The organism is Micromonospora sp. NPDC049204, assembly GCF_040647935.1.
Classification (GTDB): domain Bacteria; phylum Actinomycetota; class Actinomycetes; order Mycobacteriales; family Micromonosporaceae; genus Micromonospora.
Map to the genome: position 1 here is coordinate 348842 of NZ_JBEZDC010000003.1, position 19348 is coordinate 368189.

General features: G+C 74.0%; 15 protein-coding genes. 5 read left to right on the forward strand and 10 right to left on the reverse strand.

Annotation, left to right across the window (positions count from 1 at the left end):
• Positions 1-73: 73 nt before the first annotated feature.
• Positions 74-751, reverse strand: coding sequence for a hemolysin III family protein (locus AB0A90_RS07710; protein ID WP_357243326.1), 678 nt, complete (start codon positions 749-751; stop codon positions 74-76).
• A gap of 107 nt (positions 752-858) precedes the next feature.
• Between AB0A90_RS07710 and AB0A90_RS07715 the strand changes: the two genes are divergently transcribed.
• From AB0A90_RS07715 to AB0A90_RS07725, 3 genes are read left to right on the forward strand one after another with little or no spacing between them, the layout of a single operon-like run.
• Positions 859-1551, forward strand: a complete 693-nt coding sequence (locus tag AB0A90_RS07715; RefSeq protein ID WP_357243329.1) for an allophanate hydrolase subunit 1 — start codon at positions 859-861, stop codon at positions 1549-1551.
• Entirely contained in the window at positions 1548-2411 is an 864-nt protein-coding gene (locus AB0A90_RS07720; protein ID WP_357243332.1) for a biotin-dependent carboxyltransferase family protein, read from the forward strand. The genes AB0A90_RS07715 and AB0A90_RS07720 overlap by 4 nt, the downstream gene beginning before the upstream one ends.
• Positions 2395-3144, forward strand: coding sequence for a 5-oxoprolinase subunit PxpA (locus AB0A90_RS07725; RefSeq protein ID WP_357243335.1), 750 nt, complete (start codon positions 2395-2397; stop codon positions 3142-3144). Before AB0A90_RS07720 ends, AB0A90_RS07725 begins: the two co-directional genes overlap by 17 nt.
• A gap of 35 nt (positions 3145-3179) precedes the next feature.
• Here AB0A90_RS07725 and AB0A90_RS07730 read toward each other — a convergent pair whose 3' ends face one another.
• The 6 genes from AB0A90_RS07730 to pdhA all read right to left on the reverse strand — a co-directional run bounded on the left by AB0A90_RS07730 (position 3180) and on the right by pdhA (position 12285).
• On the reverse strand, positions 3180-5018 hold the full coding sequence (locus AB0A90_RS07730; RefSeq protein WP_357243339.1) for an NHL domain-containing thioredoxin family protein: 1839 nt from the start codon (positions 5016-5018) through the stop codon (positions 3180-3182).
• A 121-nt stretch (positions 5019-5139) separates the two neighbouring features.
• Entirely contained in the window at positions 5140-7926 is a 2787-nt protein-coding gene (locus AB0A90_RS07735) for a hypothetical protein (protein ID WP_357243342.1), read from the reverse strand.
• Positions 7927-8268: 342 nt separating this feature from the next.
• Positions 8269-8406 carry a hypothetical protein gene (locus AB0A90_RS07740; RefSeq protein ID WP_357243345.1) on the reverse strand — a complete coding sequence of 46 codons (138 nt, stop codon included), beginning with the start codon at positions 8404-8406 and terminating at the stop codon, positions 8269-8271.
• Positions 8407-8624: 218 nt separating this feature from the next.
• Positions 8625-10124, reverse strand: a complete 1500-nt coding sequence (locus AB0A90_RS07745; RefSeq protein ID WP_357243348.1) for a dihydrolipoamide acetyltransferase family protein — start codon at positions 10122-10124, stop codon at positions 8625-8627.
• Positions 10121-11110 carry an alpha-ketoacid dehydrogenase subunit beta gene (locus AB0A90_RS07750; RefSeq protein ID WP_357243351.1) on the reverse strand — a complete coding sequence of 330 codons (990 nt, stop codon included), beginning with the start codon at positions 11108-11110 and terminating at the stop codon, positions 10121-10123. Before AB0A90_RS07750 ends, AB0A90_RS07745 begins: the two co-directional genes overlap by 4 nt.
• Positions 11110-12285, reverse strand: a complete 1176-nt coding sequence (pdhA, locus tag AB0A90_RS07755) for a pyruvate dehydrogenase (acetyl-transferring) E1 component subunit alpha (RefSeq protein WP_357243354.1) — start codon at positions 12283-12285, stop codon at positions 11110-11112. Before pdhA ends, AB0A90_RS07750 begins: the two co-directional genes overlap by 1 nt.
• Positions 12286-12847: 562 nt before the next feature.
• Between pdhA and AB0A90_RS07760 the strand changes: the two genes are divergently transcribed.
• Positions 12848-13708: a hypothetical protein gene (locus AB0A90_RS07760; RefSeq protein WP_357243357.1), complete on the forward strand. Its 861-nt coding sequence runs from the start codon at positions 12848-12850 to the stop codon at positions 13706-13708.
• Between the two features lie 48 nt (positions 13709-13756).
• Positions 13757-14437 (forward strand): phosphatase PAP2 family protein, encoded by a 681-nt coding sequence (locus tag AB0A90_RS07765; RefSeq protein ID WP_357243360.1) that lies wholly within the window; start codon positions 13757-13759, stop codon positions 14435-14437.
• 84 nt (positions 14438-14521) lie between these two features.
• On the opposite strand, the gene AB0A90_RS07770 is transcribed toward AB0A90_RS07765, so the two are convergent.
• Genes AB0A90_RS07770 through AB0A90_RS07780 form a run of 3 tightly spaced genes read right to left on the reverse strand, consistent with a single transcriptional unit; the run spans position 14522 to position 19326 of the window.
• Positions 14522-15745 (reverse strand): hypothetical protein, encoded by a 1224-nt coding sequence (locus AB0A90_RS07770; RefSeq protein ID WP_357243363.1) that lies wholly within the window; start codon positions 15743-15745, stop codon positions 14522-14524.
• Positions 15746-15802: 57 nt separating this feature from the next.
• A complete protein-coding gene (locus AB0A90_RS07775; RefSeq protein ID WP_357243366.1) occupies positions 15803-17488 on the reverse strand; it encodes a GTPase in 1686 nt (561 codons plus the stop codon).
• Positions 17485-19326 carry a GTPase domain-containing protein gene (locus AB0A90_RS07780; protein ID WP_357243369.1) on the reverse strand — a complete coding sequence of 614 codons (1842 nt, stop codon included), beginning with the start codon at positions 19324-19326 and terminating at the stop codon, positions 17485-17487. Before AB0A90_RS07780 ends, AB0A90_RS07775 begins: the two co-directional genes overlap by 4 nt.
• Positions 19327-19348: the final 22 nt, after the last annotated feature.

Genomic DNA, 19348 nt, shown 5'->3' on the forward strand with positions numbered 1-19348 from the left:
CGGGACCCCGGCTCGCGTTTCCAGCACGATCATGGCGGCTGCCACCCGTGGCGTTTCGGCCGCGCCGTCTGGGTCAGGCGAACAGCGCGAAGTAGATCGCGATGTGGTGGCAGAGTGCCGCCAGCAGCGTGCAGGCGTGAAAGAACTCGTGGTGACCGAAGACGGTCGGCCACGGGTTGGGCCGGCGCAGCGCGTAGAAGACCGCCCCGACGCTGTAGATCGCGCCGCCGACGATCAGCAGCACCAGTGCCGCGACGCCGCCGCCGTGCAGGATGTCCGGCAACATGGCCACGGCCACCCAGCCCAGCGCCAGGTAGAGCGGCGCGGACACCCAGCGTGGCGCGTGCGGCCACACCACCTTGACTGCCACACCGGCCAGCGCGCCGCCCCAGACCAGGGCCAGCATCACCGTGGCCGGCCGGGGCGTGAGCAGCATCGTGCAGAGGGGTGTGTACGTGCCGGCGATGAACACGAAGATCATCGAATGGTCCATCCGGCGCATGACCTGGTAGCCGCGTTCCGACCACACCCGACGGTGGTAGAGCGCGCTGGTGCCGAAGAGCCCGCACACCGTGACGCTGTAGATCAGGCAGCTGACCAGGGGTGCCCACCCCGGCCGGGTCGCGGCGATCGAGCACAGCACGACGCCGCAGATCAGGGCCACGAAGAAGGCGTACGTGTGCAGCCAGCCGCGCATCCGGGGCTTACCGATGTCGACCGGCTTCAGGCGAAGCGGGGCGGAGGTACTCACGCAGTCAGGTTACGGCACCGTAGGTTACTTGCAAGTAGTGGTGTTGGTGACGCCCGGCACGGTCCTCGTGAACTCCGTACCGGCACGACATCGGCGAAGATGAGCGGATGCGGATCCGACAGGTCGGGGCGCACGCCCTGCTACTCGACTGCACCGCCCCCGCCGACACGTCCGAAGCCGCGCTCGTGGAAGCGTGGCGCGCCGAGCTGTGGCGGCGTCGGGAGCGGGGTGACCTGACCGCCGTGGAGATCGTGCCAGCGGCCAGCACGATCCTGCTCGACGGGCTGCCCGACCCGACCGCCGCGGCCGAGCAGCTGACCCGGTGGGCATCCGGCGTCGCCGCCGCGACCGCCGGCCCCGACCACGCCGATGGCGAAGCCGAAGACCACGACGCCCCTGCGGACGACCGAGCCGACGACGCGGCGGACGTGGTCGTACCGGTCACCTTCGACGGGCCGGACCTGCCGGTGGTGGCCGAGCACTGGGGCGGGGACGTGCCCGCCGTGCTGCGCCGGCTGACCGGCACCCGGTTCCGGGTCGCGTTCTGCGGCTTCGCCCCCGGGTTCCCCTACCTGACCGGGCTGCCCGCCGAGCTGGCGTTGCCCCGGCTGGCCACCCCCCGCCCCCGGGTGCCGCCCGGGTCGGTCGCCCTGGCGGGCCCGTACGCCGGCATCTACCCCAGCGCGTCCCCCGGAGGTTGGCTACTGGTCGGCCGGACCGAGCTGGTCCTCTTCGACGTGGACGCCGACCCGCCGGCCCGGCTCGGACCGGGTGCCCGGGTGCGGATGGTGGCGGCATGACCCGTCCGGCCGTCGTCGAGGTCCTACGCGCCGGCGCGCTCACCACCGTGCAGGATCTGGGCCGGCCCGGTTGGGCGCACCTGGGCGTACCCCGCTCCGGCGCCCTCGACCCGGCTGCTCTGCGGCTGGCCAATCGGCTGGTCGGCAACCCGGAGCACGCCGCCGGCCTGGAGGTCACCCTGTCCGGCTGCACGCTGCGGCTGACCCGGGCCACCACGGTGGCGGTCACCGGGGCCGAGGTGACGGTCCGGGCGGGCGATCGGCCCGGTGACACCGGACGACCGCTCACCGTGCCGGCCGGGACGGTGCTGCGGATCGGCCCGGCCCGTCGGGGCGTACGGAGTTGGTTGGCGGTGGCGGGTGGCATCGACGTGTCGCCGGTGCTCGGCAGTCGGGCCACCGACACCCTGTCCGGGCTCGGCCCGGCTCCCTTGCGCGACGGCGACCGGCTGCCCCTCGGCGAGCCGCATGGCCCACCCGCGCCGGTGGACCTGACCGTCTGCTCCGCGGCGGAGTCGGAGCTGCACCTGATGGTGGGTCCCGGTCCTCGGGAGGACTGGTTCACGCCTACCGCGTTCGACCGGCTGTTCGGCACCTCGTACACCGTCAGTCCGGTGAGCAACCGGGTCGGCGCGCGGCTTGCCGGCGCCACCCTGCCCCGCGCGGTGGCCGGCGAACTGCCAAGCGAGGGCATCGTGCTCGGCGCGGTGCAGGTGCCCGCGAACGGACAGCCGCTGATCTTCCTCGCCGACCATCCGACCACCGGCGGATACCCCGTCATCGGGGTGGTCACCGACGTGACCCCGCTCGCGCAGGCCCGGCCAGGTACTACCGTCAGATTTCATGGACCTCAACGCTGACCTGGGCGAGGGATTCGGCATCTGGCGTCTCGGCGACGACGAGGCGCTGCTGAGCCTCGTCACCTCCGCCAACGTCGCCTGCGGCTTCCACGGTGGCGACCCGTCCACCATGCGGCGGGTCTGCGAGGGCGCCGCGCGACGCGGGGTCGCGGTGGGCGCGCAGGTCGGCTACCGGGACCTGGCCGGCTTCGGTCGACGGCACATCGCGTACGACTTCGCCGAGCTGCGCGACGAGGTGACCTACCAGATGGGGGCGCTGGACGCGTTCTGCCGGCTGTTCGGCACCCGGGTCCGCTACCTCAAACCGCACGGCGCGCTCTACCACGCGGCCAGCACCAACGAGTCCCAGGCGGCGGCGGTGGTCGCGGCGGTCACCGGCTACGACCCTGAGCTGCCCATCCTCTGCCTACCCGGCTCGATGCTCGCCCAACTCGCCGTCGGCGCGGGCCTGCCGGTCGTCGCGGAGGCCTTCGCCGACCGTGCCTACCTGCCCAACGGGGCGCTGGTGCCGCGCGGCACACCCGGCGCGGTCATCACCGACCCGGAGCAGGTGGCCGAACGCGCGGCGCGGATGGCCACCGAACGGATCGTGGTGGCGGTGGACGGCACCGTCATTCCCTGCTCGGTCGATTCGATCTGCGTGCACGGCGACACCCCGGGAGCGGTCTCCGCCGCCGAACTGGTCCGGGCCAGCCTGATCGACGCCGACATCACCCTGGCACCCTTCGCGTGAGATCGGAGGGGTCCGGGCGGACCCCTCCGATCACCTCAGGCGTCCAGGCCGCGCAGCACCAGCGGCAGGCGGGTCACGGCGCCGTCGACGACCCGCACCGGTACGCCCCAGTCCTGCCGGGTCAGGTGACACGCCGCGTGTTCGACGTCCGCGTCGCAGGTCGCCGCCTGGGCGGTCACCTGGAGCACCCCGGCGGTGACGTCGCCGTTGAGCACCAGCCGACGGGTCAGCTCGGTGCCCGTGCCGGCACCATCCACCAGCAGCTCCGGCGGTGACGCGGAGACCACCAACCGGGTCGACGGCCCGAACGTCTCGTCCAGCTTCTGCCCCGGCGCCGGGGTGAAGACGATGTCCAGGGTGACCTCACCGGCCGCGACGTCGGTCGGCTTGCGCTCGGTGCGGTGCCGGGGACCGTCGACCGTGCTGGCACCCGCCGCCGACAGGGCACCCGGGGCGAGCCGGGTCAGCCGGTGGGCGGCGGACTCCACCACCAGCACCTCGCCGGCCGGGCTGAGCACCAGGTCGCTCGGCTCCGCCAACCCGTCCGCCACGGTGGAGACCTGGTTGGTGGCCGGGTCGAAGCGACGAACCGCGCCGTTGTACGTGTCCGCGATCAGCACCGAGCCGTCCGGCAACGCGCACACACCCAGCGGGTGTTGCAGCAGCGCCGACTCCGCCGGACCGTCCACGTGCCCGAAGTCGAACAGGCCCTGCCCGACGGCGGTGCCCAGCACGCCGTTTTCCACGTACCGGAGGGCGCTGGTCTCGCTGTCGGCGATCCAGAGCCGGGCGCCGTCGGTGGAGACGGACAGCCCCGACGGCTGCGCCATCCACGCCTCGGCCAACGGGCCGTCCCGCAGCGCCTCGACCGTGGTGCCGGCGTACATGCCCGCGGTCCGCTTGATCGGGTCGAACCACCAGAGCTGGTGGATGCCGGCCATCGCGATGATCAGTTTGTCGTCGTACCAGGCCAGATCCCACGGGGAGGAGAGATCCACCGCGAGCGCGTCGTGGGCGTGGTCGTCGACCTCGGCACGCCACTGCCGGCCGCTGCCGGCCACGGTGACCACCTCGCCGGACTCCAGCCGTACGCCCCGCAGCAGGTGGTTGACCGTGTCGGCCACCACCAGGTCGTAGCCGGCGACCTCGGCGACATGGGTGGGCAGCAGGCACACCCCCTGCGGCTCGGAGAACGTCGCCGCGGCACCCGGCCCGTCGGCCCGGCCCCGCTCGCCCGAGCCGATCCGGCGCACCGGCGTCTCGCCGTCCGGGGCCACCTCGACCAGGGAGTGCCGGGCCGAGTCCGAGACCAGCAGGTTGCCGTTCGGCAGCAGCACCGCCTTACCCGGAAAGCGCAGCGCCGTCTCCGGGGCCGGCGGCGGAACGTACGGCCCGTCACCCCGGTGCAGGGTGCCCTTGGCCTCGTGGGTGGCGACCAGCTCGTCGATCAACCGGGCCAACCCCTCGGCGTGACCCTCGCCCGCCATGGTGGCCACCACGTAACCCTCGGGGTCGATCACCGACAGGGTCGGCCAGGCGCGGGCCGCGTACTGCTGCCACATGTCCATGTCCGGATCGTCGAGAACGGGGTGGTGCACCCCGTACCGCTCGACGGCCGCGACGAGCGCGTCGGCGTCCTTCTCGTGCTCGAACTTCGGCGAGTGCACACCGATCACGACGAGCACGTCGCCGTACTTCTCCTCCAGCGGGCGCAGCTCATCCAGCACGTGGAGGCAGTTGATGCAGCAGAACGTCCAAAAGTCCGCGATCACGATCTTGCCGCGAAGGTCCTGCAAGGTCAGGTTCCGTCCGCCCGTGTTGAGCCACTGGCGGCCCCGCAGCTCGGGCGCACGTACACGCGCTGTCGTTCCCATGCCTGTCAGCCTGCCACGCCCCGGTCCCGACCGCCGTGACCCGGACGACAGACCGCGTCGTCGTCGCGAGGGTACGACGACGGCGGGGTCACGGTTGCCCGTGACCCCGCCGACGGTGGAGTTACTTCGCGGCCGGCTTGAGGCAGAGCACCCGGTTGGCACCGCTACCCGGCAGCACCACGTGCGGCTGCGTCGTGTCGGTGCACTTCTCCTTCGCATCCACCTTGGAGACGACGCTGAAGGAGCCCGCCTCGCCGCAGGTCGCCGCCGAGGCGCCACCCTGACCGGACTGCTTCACGCAGCTGCCGACCGCCGGGTCGAAGGCCGGTGGATCGTCCTCGCCGACCTTCCCGAGGAGCAGCAGCAGGCCGAGCGGCACCGCCAGGATGAGCACCGCGGCGATCAGTACGGCGGACAGCACCCGACCGTTGCGTACCTTCGGCGTCGGCAGCTCCGCCTTGGGCTCCTCGGCGTCCGGCTTGAACGCGTCGAACCGACCGTGATCCGACTTACCGGGCTCCTGGCCCCAGGACGGCACGGGCTGCTGCGGTGGCGGGAAGGCCGGCGGGAAGCTGTTGCCCGGCCCCGAGTCGATGGCCGGCCCGCCGAAGCCCGGCCCGCCGAAGCCCGGCCCGCCGGAGCCCGGTCCGCCGAAGTTCGGCGCGCCGTAGGTCGAGGCGCCGCCGACCGCGGCAGTGCCGGCGGCTGGCGAACCGGGGCCGCCGAACTGGTCGGCCGGGCGCTCGGCACCGCCGTGCGGCCGCGTGCCGTTCACCGGCCGGTTGTTGCCGGGCGCGTCGACGAACGACGGCACGCCGGGCGGGAACGCCGGCGGCGGTGCCTGGGCCTCGCCGAACGCGTTCGGGGCGGGCTGCCGGTCGTCGAAGCGCGGCTCAGCGGCGGATTCGCCGCCCCAGCCGGGGCCGACCTGCCGCTGCGGGTCGTTCGGCCACTCGGGTGCGGCCGGGCGGGACGGTTCGTTCGCCCATTCGGGTGTGGCCGGGCGGGACGGTTCGTTCGCCCATTCGGGTGTGGCCGGGCGGGACGGTTCGTTCGCCCACTCCGGTGCGGCCTGGTGCGGGGAGTCGTTCTGCCACTCCGGGGCGGCCTGGCGCTCGGCACCCGGGTCGGCCTGGAACGCCTCCGGCTCCGGCTCGTTCTCCGGCTCGGGTCGGGCCGGCCGGCCGTACACGCGGGGTTGTGGTGTGGCCGTGCCGGTCGGACGGATGGCCTGGTCGGTCGGGGGCATCACCCGGCTGGCCAGCGGCACCGAAGCGCTCGCCGTGGCCCGGGCCGCCGCGCCGGCTGCCGACTCGGCGTCCGACACCGGCACCACCGCGCGGCCCGCTCCGGACTCCGGAGAGGTACGCGGTGCGGGCACCACGGCGCCACTCGCGGGAACGTCCTCAGCGCGGCCCCAACCGGCCTGGTCCGCCTCGTACTGCGCGGCGGCGTCCGGAATCTCCCGCTCGGCGTACGCGGGCTGCTCGGGGATCGGGGGGAACTGGGCGGCCTGGGGCGCGTAGTCGGCTGGCGGGGCAGCCGCCAGGCTGGCGCCCGGCACGCGCTGCTCCTGCGGAGGCAGCGGCACCGCGTTCGCCGGTGAGATGCCCGGCGCGGGGCCGGGCTGGTAGGCCGGAACCTCGTCGCCCCGGTCCGCCTCCCAACCGCCACGGGCCTGCGCGGAGGCTTCCGCTTCGGCGCGACCCCACACCTCGCCGGGTGCCCAGGGCTCGACCTCCGACGGGCCGTCCTTGCCGGGCGCGCTGGCACGCGAGGGCAGTGCGCTCTGCTCCGGGGGCGTCCACCCGACCGGCTCCGGCCGCTCGGCGGGCTGCTCCTGTGGTGAGAGCACCCAGTCGGGCTGCTGCGGGCGGCTCTCGGCATCGCCCCAGGCGGCCGGCTGCGCGGGCTGGTCCTGCCGCGCGTCGCCGTCACCCCACCCGGCGGGCTGCGCCTGCTGCTGCGCGGCCCACCCACCGGAGTGGGCCCGGTCGTCCTGCCCGGGCCAGTTCGTCGCCGGTGCCGGCACCTGGGCTGCGCCACGGGCCGCGGTGGGCTGGGCGGCCTGACCCCACCCGGGGGCGGGCTCGGCCGGTTCGGCGGACTGACCCCAGGCCGGCGGCGACTGTTCGGCCGGCGTCCACGCGGGCTGGTCGTCGCGTCCCGCTGCGGTGGCGGGCCAGCCACCGTTGCCGGATGCCTCGTCCTGCTGGGCGCCGCCGGACCAGGTGGCGGCCTGCGGCGGCTCGGCCTGCGGGGCTTCGGCTCCGCGCCACTCAGCGGTGGGCGGGTTGGTCTGCGCCGCGCCAGCCCAGCCACCGGAGGTGGCCGGGTCTTCCTGGGCGGGCCAGGCGGTGGTGGCGGGCGGCACCTGTGCGGCGCCCCGCGCGGGCGGCTGGGCCTGCACCCAGTCGGGCTGCTCGGCGGCGTTTCCGGTCCAGGTGGGTGCGGGCGGGCTCTGCTCAGCCGGCGTCCAGCCCTGCTGTTGCGGTGCGGCCCAGGCCGGCTGCGCCGGGGCTGCTGCGCCCTCGCTGCCAGGCCAGGCGACCGGCTGCTGTTGCGGCGGCTCGCTCGCGCCACCGCCGGACGCCCACGCCGGCTGCGGCGGGTCGTTGGGCTGCGCCACGGGGGCGGCACCCCAGGCGGGCTGCGGCGGGTCGGTGGGCTGTGGAGCAGCGGCGGCACCCCAGGCGGGGGCCGGCGGTTGCTCGGGCTGAGTCGCCCATGCCGGCGTCGACGCGTCGGGCCGCGCCGGTGGCGGGGGTGCCCAGCCCAGGTCGGGGCCGGCGGCGTTGTGGCCGTTGTCCGGCTGCGCCGGGCGGTCGCCGTACGGCGCCGGTCCGCCGGCGCCCGGTGACACCTCGTCCGGCTCCTGGCCGGTGCGGTGCGGGCCCTCGGACGTCATGGGTGCGCCTCCTCCATCACATGTCGGCTCGCCGGTGCCGATCGGTCTCCTCGGCATGGCTGCCGGCGTCACCGGCGTACCGCTGTGCCGGCTCCCCGCACGGTATCGGGTGCGGGCACGGCACGTCCAAGGAGCCCGGTCGTCACTCCCCGTTGCCGGTCGGTGTCGAGCAGCTTCGGTTTGCTCGGCCTCAGCCGGGTCGGCGGGCGGCGACCGAAGCCCACCGTACCGGGCGCTGCGGCAGGGCGGAATCCCGGTGGCGGGTGGCCGGGAACGCCGATGGCCCACCCGGCGGGCCGGGTGGGCCATCGATCTGGAGGAGGTGCGGAATGTCGTGGAGCGTCAGCTCATGTGACGCTGGGCGATGACGAGGAGTTCCTCGCGAACTGCCGGCGTGTTCGCCGAGCGCAGCGCGTGCTCGATGGCACGGGCGCGGCGGGTGGCGTCGCGGTGGTTGCGGATTCGCTCGATCATGCTCATTGGTGGGTCCCCCTAGCTATTCGGTTGTCAGCCCCTGATGTGTCTATTCAACAGCAGAAGCCGGGAAACTTCCATCGATTATTAGGTGAGCTGAGACACCTGCCTAACAATCGAAGGTCAACAAGCCGTCCGACCAACGGTTACGTCGCCCAACGGACACGGCCGGTGTGCCGGGCGTTAACCCGTGGCACACCGGCCGTGGCTGGCGTCTCGAACGATCAGGTCCAGGCGAGCAGCGCCGCCTCCGGATCCGCGAGGAAGTCGCCGACGTCGCGGAGGAACTTCGAACCCAGCTCACCGTCGATGATCCGGTGGTCGAAGCTCAGCCCCAGCGTGGTGACCTGACGCACCTTGACCTTGCCCTTGTGCACCCAGGGCATCTCCCGCACCGCGCCGAAGGCCAGGATCGCGGACTCACCCGGCGGCAGGATCGGCGTGCCGGTGTCCACCCCGAACACGCCGACGTTGGTGATGGTCAGGGTGCCGCCGGACATGGCCGCCGGCGAGGTACGCCCGGACTTCGCCGTCTGCACCAGGTCGGTCAGCGCGTCCGCCAACTCCCGCAACGAGAGCCGGCCGGCGTCCTTGACGTTCGGCACGATCAGACCGCGCTCGGTGGCCGCCGCGATGCCGAGGTTGACGTACTCCTTCACCACGATCTCGTCGCCGGCCCAGGTCGAGTTGACCATCGGGTGCCGGCGTACCGCCAACAGCACCGCCTTCGCCACCAGCAGCAGCGGCGAGACGCGCACGTCGCGCCACTCCCGCCGACCCCGGAGCCGGTCCAGTGCCTTCATCGCCCGGGTCACGTCGACGGTCAGGAACTCCGTCACGTGCGGGGCGGTGAACGCCGAGCGGGACATGTTCTCGGCGGTCAACTTGCGGACCCCCTTGACCGGGATGCGCTGCTCCCGGTCCGCGCCGAAGCTGGGAGCCGTCGTCGCCGCGAGCGGTTCCGCCACCACGACGGCGCCGCTCACCGCCCGCTGCACGTCCTCCCGGGTGATCGAGCCGAGCGGCCCCGACCCGGTCACCGTGCCGAGGTCGACCCCAAGATCCTTGGCAAGCTTCCGCACCGGCGGCTTCGCCAGCACGCCGCCGGCCGCCCTGCCACTTGCCTCGCCGCGTCGATCATGGACTTGTGGTGCCGGAATCGTAGAGGTCGCGGCTGGTTTGTCACCCACCACAACTCCATGATCGACCCCAGCGGGGGCGGCGGGTGCCGCCGTGGCCTGCGCCGGGACACCGCCCTTGCGCGGGCGGCGCTTCGCGGCGGTCGTACGCGGGCCGTAGCCCACCAGCACCGCCGTCCGCCCGCCCGGGGCGGCACCGCCGATCAGGCCCGGCTCGATCATGCCCTCGGCCGGTGCCACCTCCACCGCCGCCAGCGAAGCCGCCGACGGGGTGGGCAGGTCCGCGCTGGGCGTGGCCGTGGTCGACGGCGCGTCCAGCGGGCCGGCACCCGGGTCGGTGTCGATCGCGATGATCGGCGTACCGACCTCGACCGTGGTGCCCTCCGGGTGGTGGATCGCCTGCACCTGGCCGGCCCACTTCGCCGGGATCTCCACGGCCGCCTTGGCCGTCTCGACCTCGACGATCGGCTGGTTCAGCTCGATCGTGTCGCCGACCTTGACCAGCCAGGCCAGGATCTCGCCCTCGGTCAGCCCCTCGCCCAGGTCGGGCAGGTTGAACGTCTTGATCCGGGACATGTCGATCACCAGCCGAAGGTGCGGTCGACGGCGTCGAGCACCCGGTCGAGGTCGGGCAGGTATTCCTCTTCCACCCGGGAGGCCGGGTAGGGGGTGTCGAAGCCGGTCACCCGCAGCACGGGCGACTCCAGTGAGTAGAAGCACTCCTCGGTGATCCGGGCGGCCAACTCGGCGCCGAGGCCGATGTTCGACGGCGCCTCGTGCACCACGACCGCGCGGCCGGTGCGCTTCACCGACTCGTACGCCGCCGCCAGGTCCAGCGGGGAGAGCGAACGCAGGTCGATGACCTCCAACTCCCGGCCGTCCTCCGCGGCGGCGGTCGCCGCCTCCAGGCACGTCCGCACCATCGGCCCGTAGGCCAGCACGGTCACGTCGGTGCCGGGCCGCACCACGCGGGCCGAGTGCAGCGGGTACGCCTCGGACAACGGCGCGTCCAGGTCGACAGGCCCCTTCTCCCAGTAGCGCCGCTTGGGCTCCAGGAAGACGATCGGGTCATCCGAGGCGATGGCCTGCTGGATCATCACGTACGCGTCCTGCGGGTTGGAGCAGGTCACCACCTTCAGACCGGCCGTGTGCGCGAAGTACGCCTCGGGCGACTCGGAGTGGTGCTCGACGGCGCCGATGCCACCGCCGTACGGGATCCGGATCACCATCGGGATGCTGAGTCGGCCGCCGGAGCGGTAGTGCATCTTCGCCACCTGCGACACGATCTGGTCGTACGCGGGGTAGACGAAGCCGTCGAACTGGATCTCGCAGATCGGCCGGTAGCCGCGGATGGCGAGACCGACCGCCGTGCCGATGATGCCGGACTCGGCCAGCGGGGTGTCGATCACCCGCTGGTCGCCGAAGTCCTTCTGGAGCCCGTCGGTGATCCGGAAGACGCCGCCGAGCTTGCCGACGTCCTCGCCCATGATGATGACCTTGGGGTCGTTCTCCAGGGCGCGGCGCAGACCGGTGTTGAGGGCCTTGCCGATGGTGAGCGTCTCCGTGGCCATCAGTGGGCGCTCCCCTCGAACGACTCCATGTAGCGGCTGAACTGCGCACGTTGCTCGTCGAGCAGCGGAGAGCCGTTCGGGTAGACGTGGTCGAACATCGTCACCGGCTCGGGGTCGGGCATGTCGAGCACCCGCTCACGTAGGTGCACCGACTCGCGGCGGGCCTGCTCGTCGACCTCGGCGAAGAAGGCCGCGTCGGCGATCTGCTGCTTCTCCAGGAAGGCCTTGACCCGGGCGATCGGGTCCTTGGCCTGCCACGCCTCGACCTCACTGGCGATGCGGTAGCGGGTCGGGTCGTCGGAGGTGGTGTGCGCGCCCATCCGGTAGGTGTACGCCTCGATCAGGCTCGGGCCCTGCCCGTGCCGGGCGTTGTCCAGCGCCGTGCGGGTGACCGCGTACGAGGCCAGCACGTCGTTGCCGTCCACCCGTACGCCGGGGAAGCCGAAGCCGGCGGCCCGCTGGTAGAGCGGGACGCGGGTCTGCCGCTCCAGCGGCTCGGAGATCGCGTACTGGTTGTTCTGGCAGAAGAACACCAGCGGGGCGTTGAACACGCTGGCCCAGACGAACGCCTCGTTCACGTCGCCCTGGCTGGTGGCCCCGTCGCCGAAGTAGGCGATCGCCGCCTCGCCGTCGTCGGTGCCGACCTTGCCGTCCATGGTGATGCCCATGGCGTACCCGGTCGCGTGCAGGGTCTGCGCGCCGATGACGATCGTGTACATGTTGAACTTGAACTCGTTCGGGTCCCAGCCGCCCTGGTCGACACCGCGGAACAGGCCGAGCGGCATGATCGGGTCGATGCCCCGGCAGTAGAGGACGCCGTGCTCCCGGTAGGTCGGAAAGGCCATGTCCTGCGCCCGCAGCGCGCGCCCGGAGCCGACCTGCGCGGCCTCCTGGCCGAGCAGGCTGGCCCAGAGACCCAGCTCGCCCTGGCGCTGGAGAGCGGTCGCCTCGGCGTCCAGCTTGCGGACGAGCACCAGGTCGCGGTAGAGCCCGCGGTATTCCTCGTCGGTGAAGTCGACGCGGTACTCGGTGCCGTCCGGCCCGGTGGCGCTGTCGATCCGCTCGCCGTCGGGGGTGAGCAGCTGCACCAGCTCGGGGTCGCCGGCCGTGCCCTTCTTGGAGCGGGGTGCCGCCCGCCTGCCGCGGGTGGTGCCCCCGGGGTCGCCCTTTGCCATCGGTCTCTCCCTGTCGTGTCTGCGTCGGCACCGGGGGGTCACCCGGCCACGCAACTCGTGCGCCTGTCCGGCTCTTGCCGGACCGGTTCCTGGCGGCCGCGCCTAGCCCCGGTGGGGGTTGCCGCACGGCGTGAGCCGGGTTCTGGCCGAACCCGGATCGGGAGCGCCGGCCCCGGGCCGCGCCTGCCGCGTGGGTGCGCGGAGGTCACGGCTGCGTTGCCGTCGTGCTCCATATTCGCAGAGCAGGTGAGCGCGCCCACAGTACGCCCGCCCCGTATTCCGACCGCCCACCCTTTGCCGCTGTTTGTCGCCCTCCTGCCGACCTGCCGTTCCGAGACGTTCCGGCGACGATTCGTCACGGTTCGGTCAGCCCGGCGTGTCGACACGCGGTGGAGGTTGGCTGACGGAGGGTGACTGGGCCAGGCTGATTCCCGCCGGATCATCTTTATCGGGTTATATGCCTGTTTTGTAGCTGACGGCGGCGAGCCTGGCGGCGGTGGCGGCCAAGCGATGACGCGGCGTCCATCCATGTCCACTGACGGCCGACGACAAGGGGTGCGCGGTGTACGAGCCAGGTGACGGTCCCGGCCCGCCAGCACTCGGCCGGCATCGGTCCGCCGGCGGCTACCGCCGGGTGGTCGGCGTCCACCGCGCCCCCGGCGCGGGCGGGCCCTCCCGGGGTTACCTACTGACCGTCGCACTGCTGGCCGGCACCGCGTCGATGCCGATTCTCGCCGCGATCAGCGCGGGCTCGGCCACCCCCGGCAGCACCGCGCTGCCCGACAGCAGCACCCCGTTCATCCCGACCCCGTCGATGGGGCCGGTGGTGATCCCGATGCCGATGACCAGCCAGCCGGCGTTGCCGCCACCCGGCACACCCAGCGTCGGCCCGACCAGCGGCTGGCTGCCCGCCGCTCCCCGGCGTACCTCGGAGAGGCCCGGATCGGAGACCGTGACCGGCCCGGGACCCGGACGGCCGGCGACCTACCCGCCGCTGGCGCCGAAGCCCCCCCGCGGCACCTGGCCCGCCATGCCCCCGGCCGGCCCGCCAGCGCCGACGACCGGTACGCCGACCGACGTCCCGGATCCCGACCCGACCGACGTCCCGGATCCCGACCCGACCGACCCCGTCGACCCGGACCCCACCGAACCGGACCCGACGGATCCCGCCCCCACCCCTACGCTGGACCCGTCGCCGACGCCGGACCCGAGCCCGACGCTGGACCCGACGCCCACGCTGGACCCGAGCCCGACCGACGTCCCCACCGCGACCGCCGCGCCGACCAGGGCACCGTCGGCGCCGGTCACCACCCCCGGGTCACCCGCCGCTCCCGCGTCACCGACCAGCCGGCCCGGCCCAGCGGTCCCGACGCCACCGGTCGTTCCGCAGAAGCCCCCGGTCGGTGGTTCCCCGGTGGCCTGACCAACGCACCCCACGGTTCCCGCCCCGACGGTACGGTGACCCTCAGGCGTGACCCATCCGGTGCCGGCGGTGTGCCGGCGTCAGGCGCGTACCGGAGGGGGTGGCGTGGGCGGCGGTGCGAGACTCCGCCCGGTCATCGCCCGGCCCGGCCCGGGGCTGCGGGTCGCCCGGTTGGTCACCGAGGTGAGTGCGCCGGCCGTGCTCGTGTCGTTGTTGATCGTCACCGTGAGCTGGCACAGCGCGCGGCGCCCGGGTCAGGGCCTGGTCTGGGGTCTGCTCGCCACGCTCTTCGTCATCGGCATTCCGTTCGCCTACGTCGTCGGCGGGGTACGCCGTGGCCGCCTCACCGACCACCACGTCGGCCGCCGGGAGCAGCGCCGCGCGCCGCTGCTGGTCGGCCTCGCCTCGGTGACGGCGGGGCTCGCCCTGCTCGTCGTGCTCGGCGCACCCCGCCCGGTGCTGGCGCTGGCCGTGGCCGGGCTCGTCGGTCTCGTGGTCACCGTGTCGGTGAGCCACTGGTGGAAGATCTCGATCCACTCGGCGGTGGCCGCCGGCACACTCGTCATCCTGATGCTGACCTTCGGGACACGGCTGGTCGTCGCCGCGCCGCTGCTGGTGGTGGTCGGCTGGTCCAGGGTGCGGCTCCGGGACCACACGGTGTCGCAGGTGCTCGCCGGTGGCGTGCTCGGCGCGCTGATCGCCGCGGTGGTCTTCGGCGCGCTGCGCTGACCGCGATCTGCTCCCGACCGAGGCGCGCCGCCGGGGCGGACGAGAGCCGGGGCGGACGGGGTGTCGCCCGCCCCGGGTGGACCGTCAGGCGCCGTCGTCGGCGAGGCGGTGCCGGTTCGCCTCGATCCAGGCGTCCAGAGCGGCCGGATCGTCCGGGTCCACCCCGTCGGCCATCAGCTGCGCCACCGCCGCGGTCGCCGGGCTGCGCCGCTCACCCGTCGAGTAGAGGCGGGCGAACTCCGGCACCATCTCCTCGATCGCCTCGTCGGTGCGCGTCGCGGCCGCCTCCGGCAACCCGCGCTGGCGGGACGCGTACCGCGCCCAGGCGCGCAGCACCCGGGGCAGCATCGCCGCGTCGTCCATGTCCAGGACCGCACGGCGGTGCACCCAGTCGAGCAGGAACAGCCCCGACACCGCCGGGCTCCAGCGCATCGGGTCGCCGTCCGGGAAGCTCGCCGAGTGGTCCAGCACCAGGCTCAGGCAGAAGTGCAGTGAGGCCAACTCCGCGCCGTCGACGGCGTCCAACCCGAAGCGGGCGGCCTCCGGCGCGGCGAGGAACTGCCGGACCAGGTCGGTGCGCTCAGCGGCGGAGAGCGGCTCGACCGCCGCCGGGCCGGTCGGCTCGGCCGCGGTGGGCAGCAGCGCCAGCCGGGCACCGACGAGCGCCCGGTCGGTCGCGAGGGAACCCTCGCCGGGCAGCTCACTGAGGTCGTCGGTCACCGCGAGATGGCGGGCCACCTCGCCCCGGAGCCGGGCCGGATTCTCGGTACGGAACCAGGTCAACTCGTCGTCGGCGCACATCTGTCGGACCTGGTCCAGGATCCGTTCCGCCGGGCCGCCGACGAAGATGTCCTTGGTGATCCCGATGTTGTGGTCCACCAGGGCCACCAACGCGTGCTCGGTGCCGCCCGACGCGTCGTCGTAGGCGAAGGTGGCGAGGTAGGAGGTCTGGTCGCCGTACACGTCGCCGTACGCCCAGGTGCCGGTGAGGTGCACCCGGCCGAGCTGCCCGGACCAGGCGGGCGCCTGGCTGCCCGGACGGACCCGATCGGTGCCCCCGGCGTCCGGGACGAGCGCGGCGAAGACCTGCCGGATGGTGGTCGCCGCCGCGACCCGGCGACGGGCGGTGGCGGCGAGGAACCCGGTGACGAACTCCCGTACGGCGGTGTCGCGGTCGGTCTCCGCGATGGCGTAGACACTGCCCAGCAGCGCGCTGCCGAGCATCTCGGCGTCGAGGGCGGACTCCAGCTTGGTCACGTCGCGTGCGGCGTGCAGCACCGCGTCGTAGGGGGTCTCAGGCGTGGCCATGCTCCGACCCTACGCCGCCCGGGGCCGATGGAGAGCGGTAGCGAGCCGTGCGAGGCGTCAGCGGCCGGCGGCGTCCCGCAACGCGTCGCGCGCCTGCGCGTACGAGTCGAGCACGGTCCGCACCGGTGCCAGCACGTACTCCTCGCCGACCAGGGCGACCTTCGCCGTCAGCCGCTGCTCGGCTCGGGCTCGGGCACGCCGCGCGGCCCAGCGCACCACCGGGCGGGTCAACCCCGCCACCAGCAGCCCGGCCAGCAGGCCGCCGAGCAGCAGCAGGGTGGGCAGCGGCACCTGACCGACCATCGGGTTGTCCAGCGCCGGCAGGCCCAGTGCCCGCAGCGCGTACCCGAGCGCCAGCCAGCCGAGCCCGACCACCGCGGCGAGGGTGACCAGCCACTGGACACCGCCGACGGCCCGCCACCACAGCGGTCGACGATCCAGGCCGAGGTCGGTGCCGGCGATCGTGCGGTCCAGCGCGTCGGGCAGGTCGCCGAGGCGCGACCGGGCGGCCGAGGTCACCGCTCCGGGCCAGGCGGCGGGCAGGTCGGCGGCGGCCCGGTCGGCCACCGCGCGGATCGCGAGGCTCAGCGCCGAGCGCTGGGCGGCCGATGGTTCCGGCACCGACGTGGCCGCGACCAGGCTCTCCGCCGGGTCGTCCCGGCCGCCGGTCGGGCCGGGCAGGTGCAGTCGACGAAGCGGGTCGGGTCGCAGCCGCCGCCAACCCCGGACCACGGGCCAGCCGGTGGCCGCGCCGGCCCGATGCCGGTACGCCTGCTCCACGGCGGTGGTGACCGCGGGTACGCCGGCCGCTCCGGCCAACGCCCGGTTCAGCCCGTCGACAGTCGAGTTGCCCGGTCCACCCGTGGGGCGGGCCGAGCCGACCAACTCGTCCAGGCCGGCCACGACCGTGTCGACGTCACCCGCGAGTCGGCGCAGCGCGGCCTGCCGCTCGGCGACGGTCCGCTCCAACGCGCCGCGCAGCCCCACCATGCCGGCCGGGTCGATGGCGGTGGTGGACAGCAGCGGCACCCCGGTCAGCCCGTCCGAGTCGAGCAGTCGACGCAGGTCGTCCAGGACCCGGGGCACCTCGGCCGGGGACAGCCGGTCGGCCTGGTTGAGCACGACCACCGTGACGTCGCGGTGCCGGTGGAACTCGCGCAGGTAGCTGTCGTGGATGACCCGATCGGCGTACTTCTGCGGGTCGACCACCCAGACCACCTGGTCGACCAGGCCGAGGAGCCGGTCCACCTCCAGGCGGTGGGAACGCTGCACCGAGTCGAAGTCGGGCAGGTCGAGCAGGACCAGCCCGTGCAGCGCCGTCTCGTCGTCCGCGTCCAGGGCGCTCTCCCGGACGAAGCGGTGTCGGGGCAGCACGCCGATCCAGTCGAGCAACTGGTTGGCGCCCGCCAACGGCCCCCACACGCAGGCGTGGGTGACGCCGGTGGTCGGCCGGCGGACCCCCACCGGCGAGAGCTCCAACTGGGCCAACGCGTTGAAGAGGCTCGACTTGCCGCTGCCGGTGGCACCGGCCAGCGCGACCACTGTGTGGTCCCGGGACAGCGCCAGCCGGGTGCCGGCCCGCTCGACCAGGGTGTGCGCGGGCACCAGTTCGGCGTCGGGCAGCAGGCCGTCCACCGCGGTCAGGAAGCGCCGGACCGCGTCCAGTCGGGCGATCAGCGCGTCGGCGTCCACCCGCTGGTCACCGCGGAACGCCTCGCGTACCCGGCCGGTGAGGTTGGTCACCGGAAGCCCTCCTCGTCGCGGGCCGGCGGGGTGTCGCCGCCAGCGGACAGGCCACTGCGGTGCCGGGCCAGCTCGACCCGGCCGGCGGCCCGGCGCAGCCCGTCGCCGGCGTCCGCGGCGGGGCGGGCGTCGGCGGTGCGGCTGAGGAACCGGTCGGCCTCCGCGTCGAGCAGCGTCCGCACCCGGGCCAGCAGGTCGGTGCGGGCCTTGGCGGCCAGGGTACGCACCGCCTGGTCGCCGAAGATCGCCTGGAGTACGGCCTGCGCGGCGACCGTGGTGCCGGCCCCGGTGGCCAGCTCCAGCCCGGTCGGGATGAACGCGGTGGAGGCGAAGACGGCGATCATCACGGCCAGGCCGGTGGCGTTGACCGCGTACGCGGCGGTGCGGGCCACGAACCGCTTGTCGCCGCCCTCGACCCGGACCAGCTCCAACACCCCGCGCTGCCAGTCCCGGACCATCCGTTCGGCGCGCTCGGGCAGGTCGTCGCTCGGGTGGGCGAGCGCCGGTTCGAGCAGCCCGCTGCCCGCCGGATGCGCCTTCCAACCCGTGTACGCCGACTCGGCGGCCTCCGAGGCCACCCCGCGCAGCAGCGTGACCAGTTGCGACTCGATGGCGTTGCGCAGCTCGACGGCGGGTGCCGGTCGACCGGTGACGGCGGCGACGACCCGGTCCCGGAGGCGGCCGATCCGTGCCTCCAGCGTGCGGAAGAACTCTCCGGTGCCGACGAACTCCTGCCAGCGGGCGAGCACCTCGCCCCGGAGCAGTCGGCCGTCCTGAAGCCCCTGCTCGACGGTGCGCTCGGCACCCCGGTACGCGGAACGGACCCGGTCGTCCAGTCCGTCGGCGGCGGTGACCTGCTCGTCGGCGGCGTCGGCCAACTCCTCGACGGTGGGGTGCAGCGCGGCCAGCGCACCGTCCAGCGTCTGGCGGACCACCGCTGCCCGAGCGTCCGCGTCGCCGGCCAGCCGGGCGAACCAGTCGGCGAGTGCCGCGGTCGCGCCCTCGGGCAGCAGCCCCTGCCCGTCGACCCAGGTCTCCGGCAACACGAACAGCGGCGCCCGGCCGAGATCCTGTTCGGCGAGCATCTCGGTCAGGTGCGCGGCGATCTCCTCGGTGGCCTCGGCGGGCACCCGGTCCAACACCATGGCGATCACCGCGCCGCGCGCCCGTGCGCTGCGCAGCAGCTCCCAGGGCACCGCGTCGGCGTACCGGGCGGCGGTGGTGACGAAGAGCCAGAGATCGGCGGCCGCCAGCAGTTGGGTGGCGAGCGCCCGGTTGGCGTCGACCACCGAGTCGATGTCGGGCGCGTCGAGGAAAGCCAGCCCGGCGGGGAGGGCGGGGGCGGTGACGAGGTGCAGGGCGCGGGGGTCGTCGCTCGGCTCGGTGGTGCGGGTCAGGCCCGGCAGCAGGTCACCCTGCCGGAACCATGCCGCGTCGGACGGGTTGCAGACCAGCACCGGGGAACGGGTGGTCGGCCGGAGCACGCCGGCGGCGCTGACCCGGGCCTTGACCAGGCTGTTGACAAGTGTCGACTTGCCGGCGCCGGTGGAACCGCCGACCACCACGAGAAGCGGGGCGTCCAGCCGGGCGAGCCGGGGCAGCAGGTAGTCGTCGAGCTGGTCGGCGAGGGCGGTGGCGGTGTGCCGGGCGGGGCCGGCGGAGGGCAGTGCGAGGGGGTACCGGGTCGCACCGATCGCCTCCCGGAGGCCCGACAGGGCACCGGGGAGGCCGTCGCCCCCGGTGGTGGCGGGCGGCTCCTCCGCGGCGTCCGACGGACCGGTGCGGGCTGCGACGGCGGGCGCGCCGGAACGGGTGGCGGAATCGCCGTGCGTCGTCACCGCTAAAGCGTGCCCGACCGGT

Bases quoted from the DNA above. Each gene is read 5' to 3' on its own strand.
- AB0A90_RS07715 (WP_357243329.1), top strand. From the start codon at position 859: ATGCGGATCCGACAGGTCGGGGCGCACGCCCTGCTACTCGACTGCACC.
- AB0A90_RS07720 (WP_357243332.1), top strand. From the start codon at position 1,548: ATGACCCGTCCGGCCGTCGTCGAGGTCCTACGCGCCGGCGCGCTCACC.
- pdhA (WP_357243354.1), bottom strand. From the start codon at position 12,285: ATGGCAAAGGGCGACCCCGGGGGCACCACCCGCGGCAGGCGGGCGGCA.
- AB0A90_RS07725 (WP_357243335.1), top strand. From the start codon at position 2,395: ATGGACCTCAACGCTGACCTGGGCGAGGGATTCGGCATCTGGCGTCTC.
- AB0A90_RS07730 (WP_357243339.1), bottom strand. From the start codon at position 5,018: ATGGGAACGACAGCGCGTGTACGTGCGCCCGAGCTGCGGGGCCGCCAG.
- AB0A90_RS07735 (WP_357243342.1), bottom strand. From the start codon at position 7,926: ATGACGTCCGAGGGCCCGCACCGCACCGGCCAGGAGCCGGACGAGGTG.
- AB0A90_RS07740 (WP_357243345.1), bottom strand. From the start codon at position 8,406: ATGAGCATGATCGAGCGAATCCGCAACCACCGCGACGCCACCCGCCGC.
- AB0A90_RS07770 (WP_357243363.1), bottom strand. From the start codon at position 15,745: ATGGCCACGCCTGAGACCCCCTACGACGCGGTGCTGCACGCCGCACGC.
- AB0A90_RS07750 (WP_357243351.1), bottom strand. From the start codon at position 11,110: ATGGCCACGGAGACGCTCACCATCGGCAAGGCCCTCAACACCGGTCTG.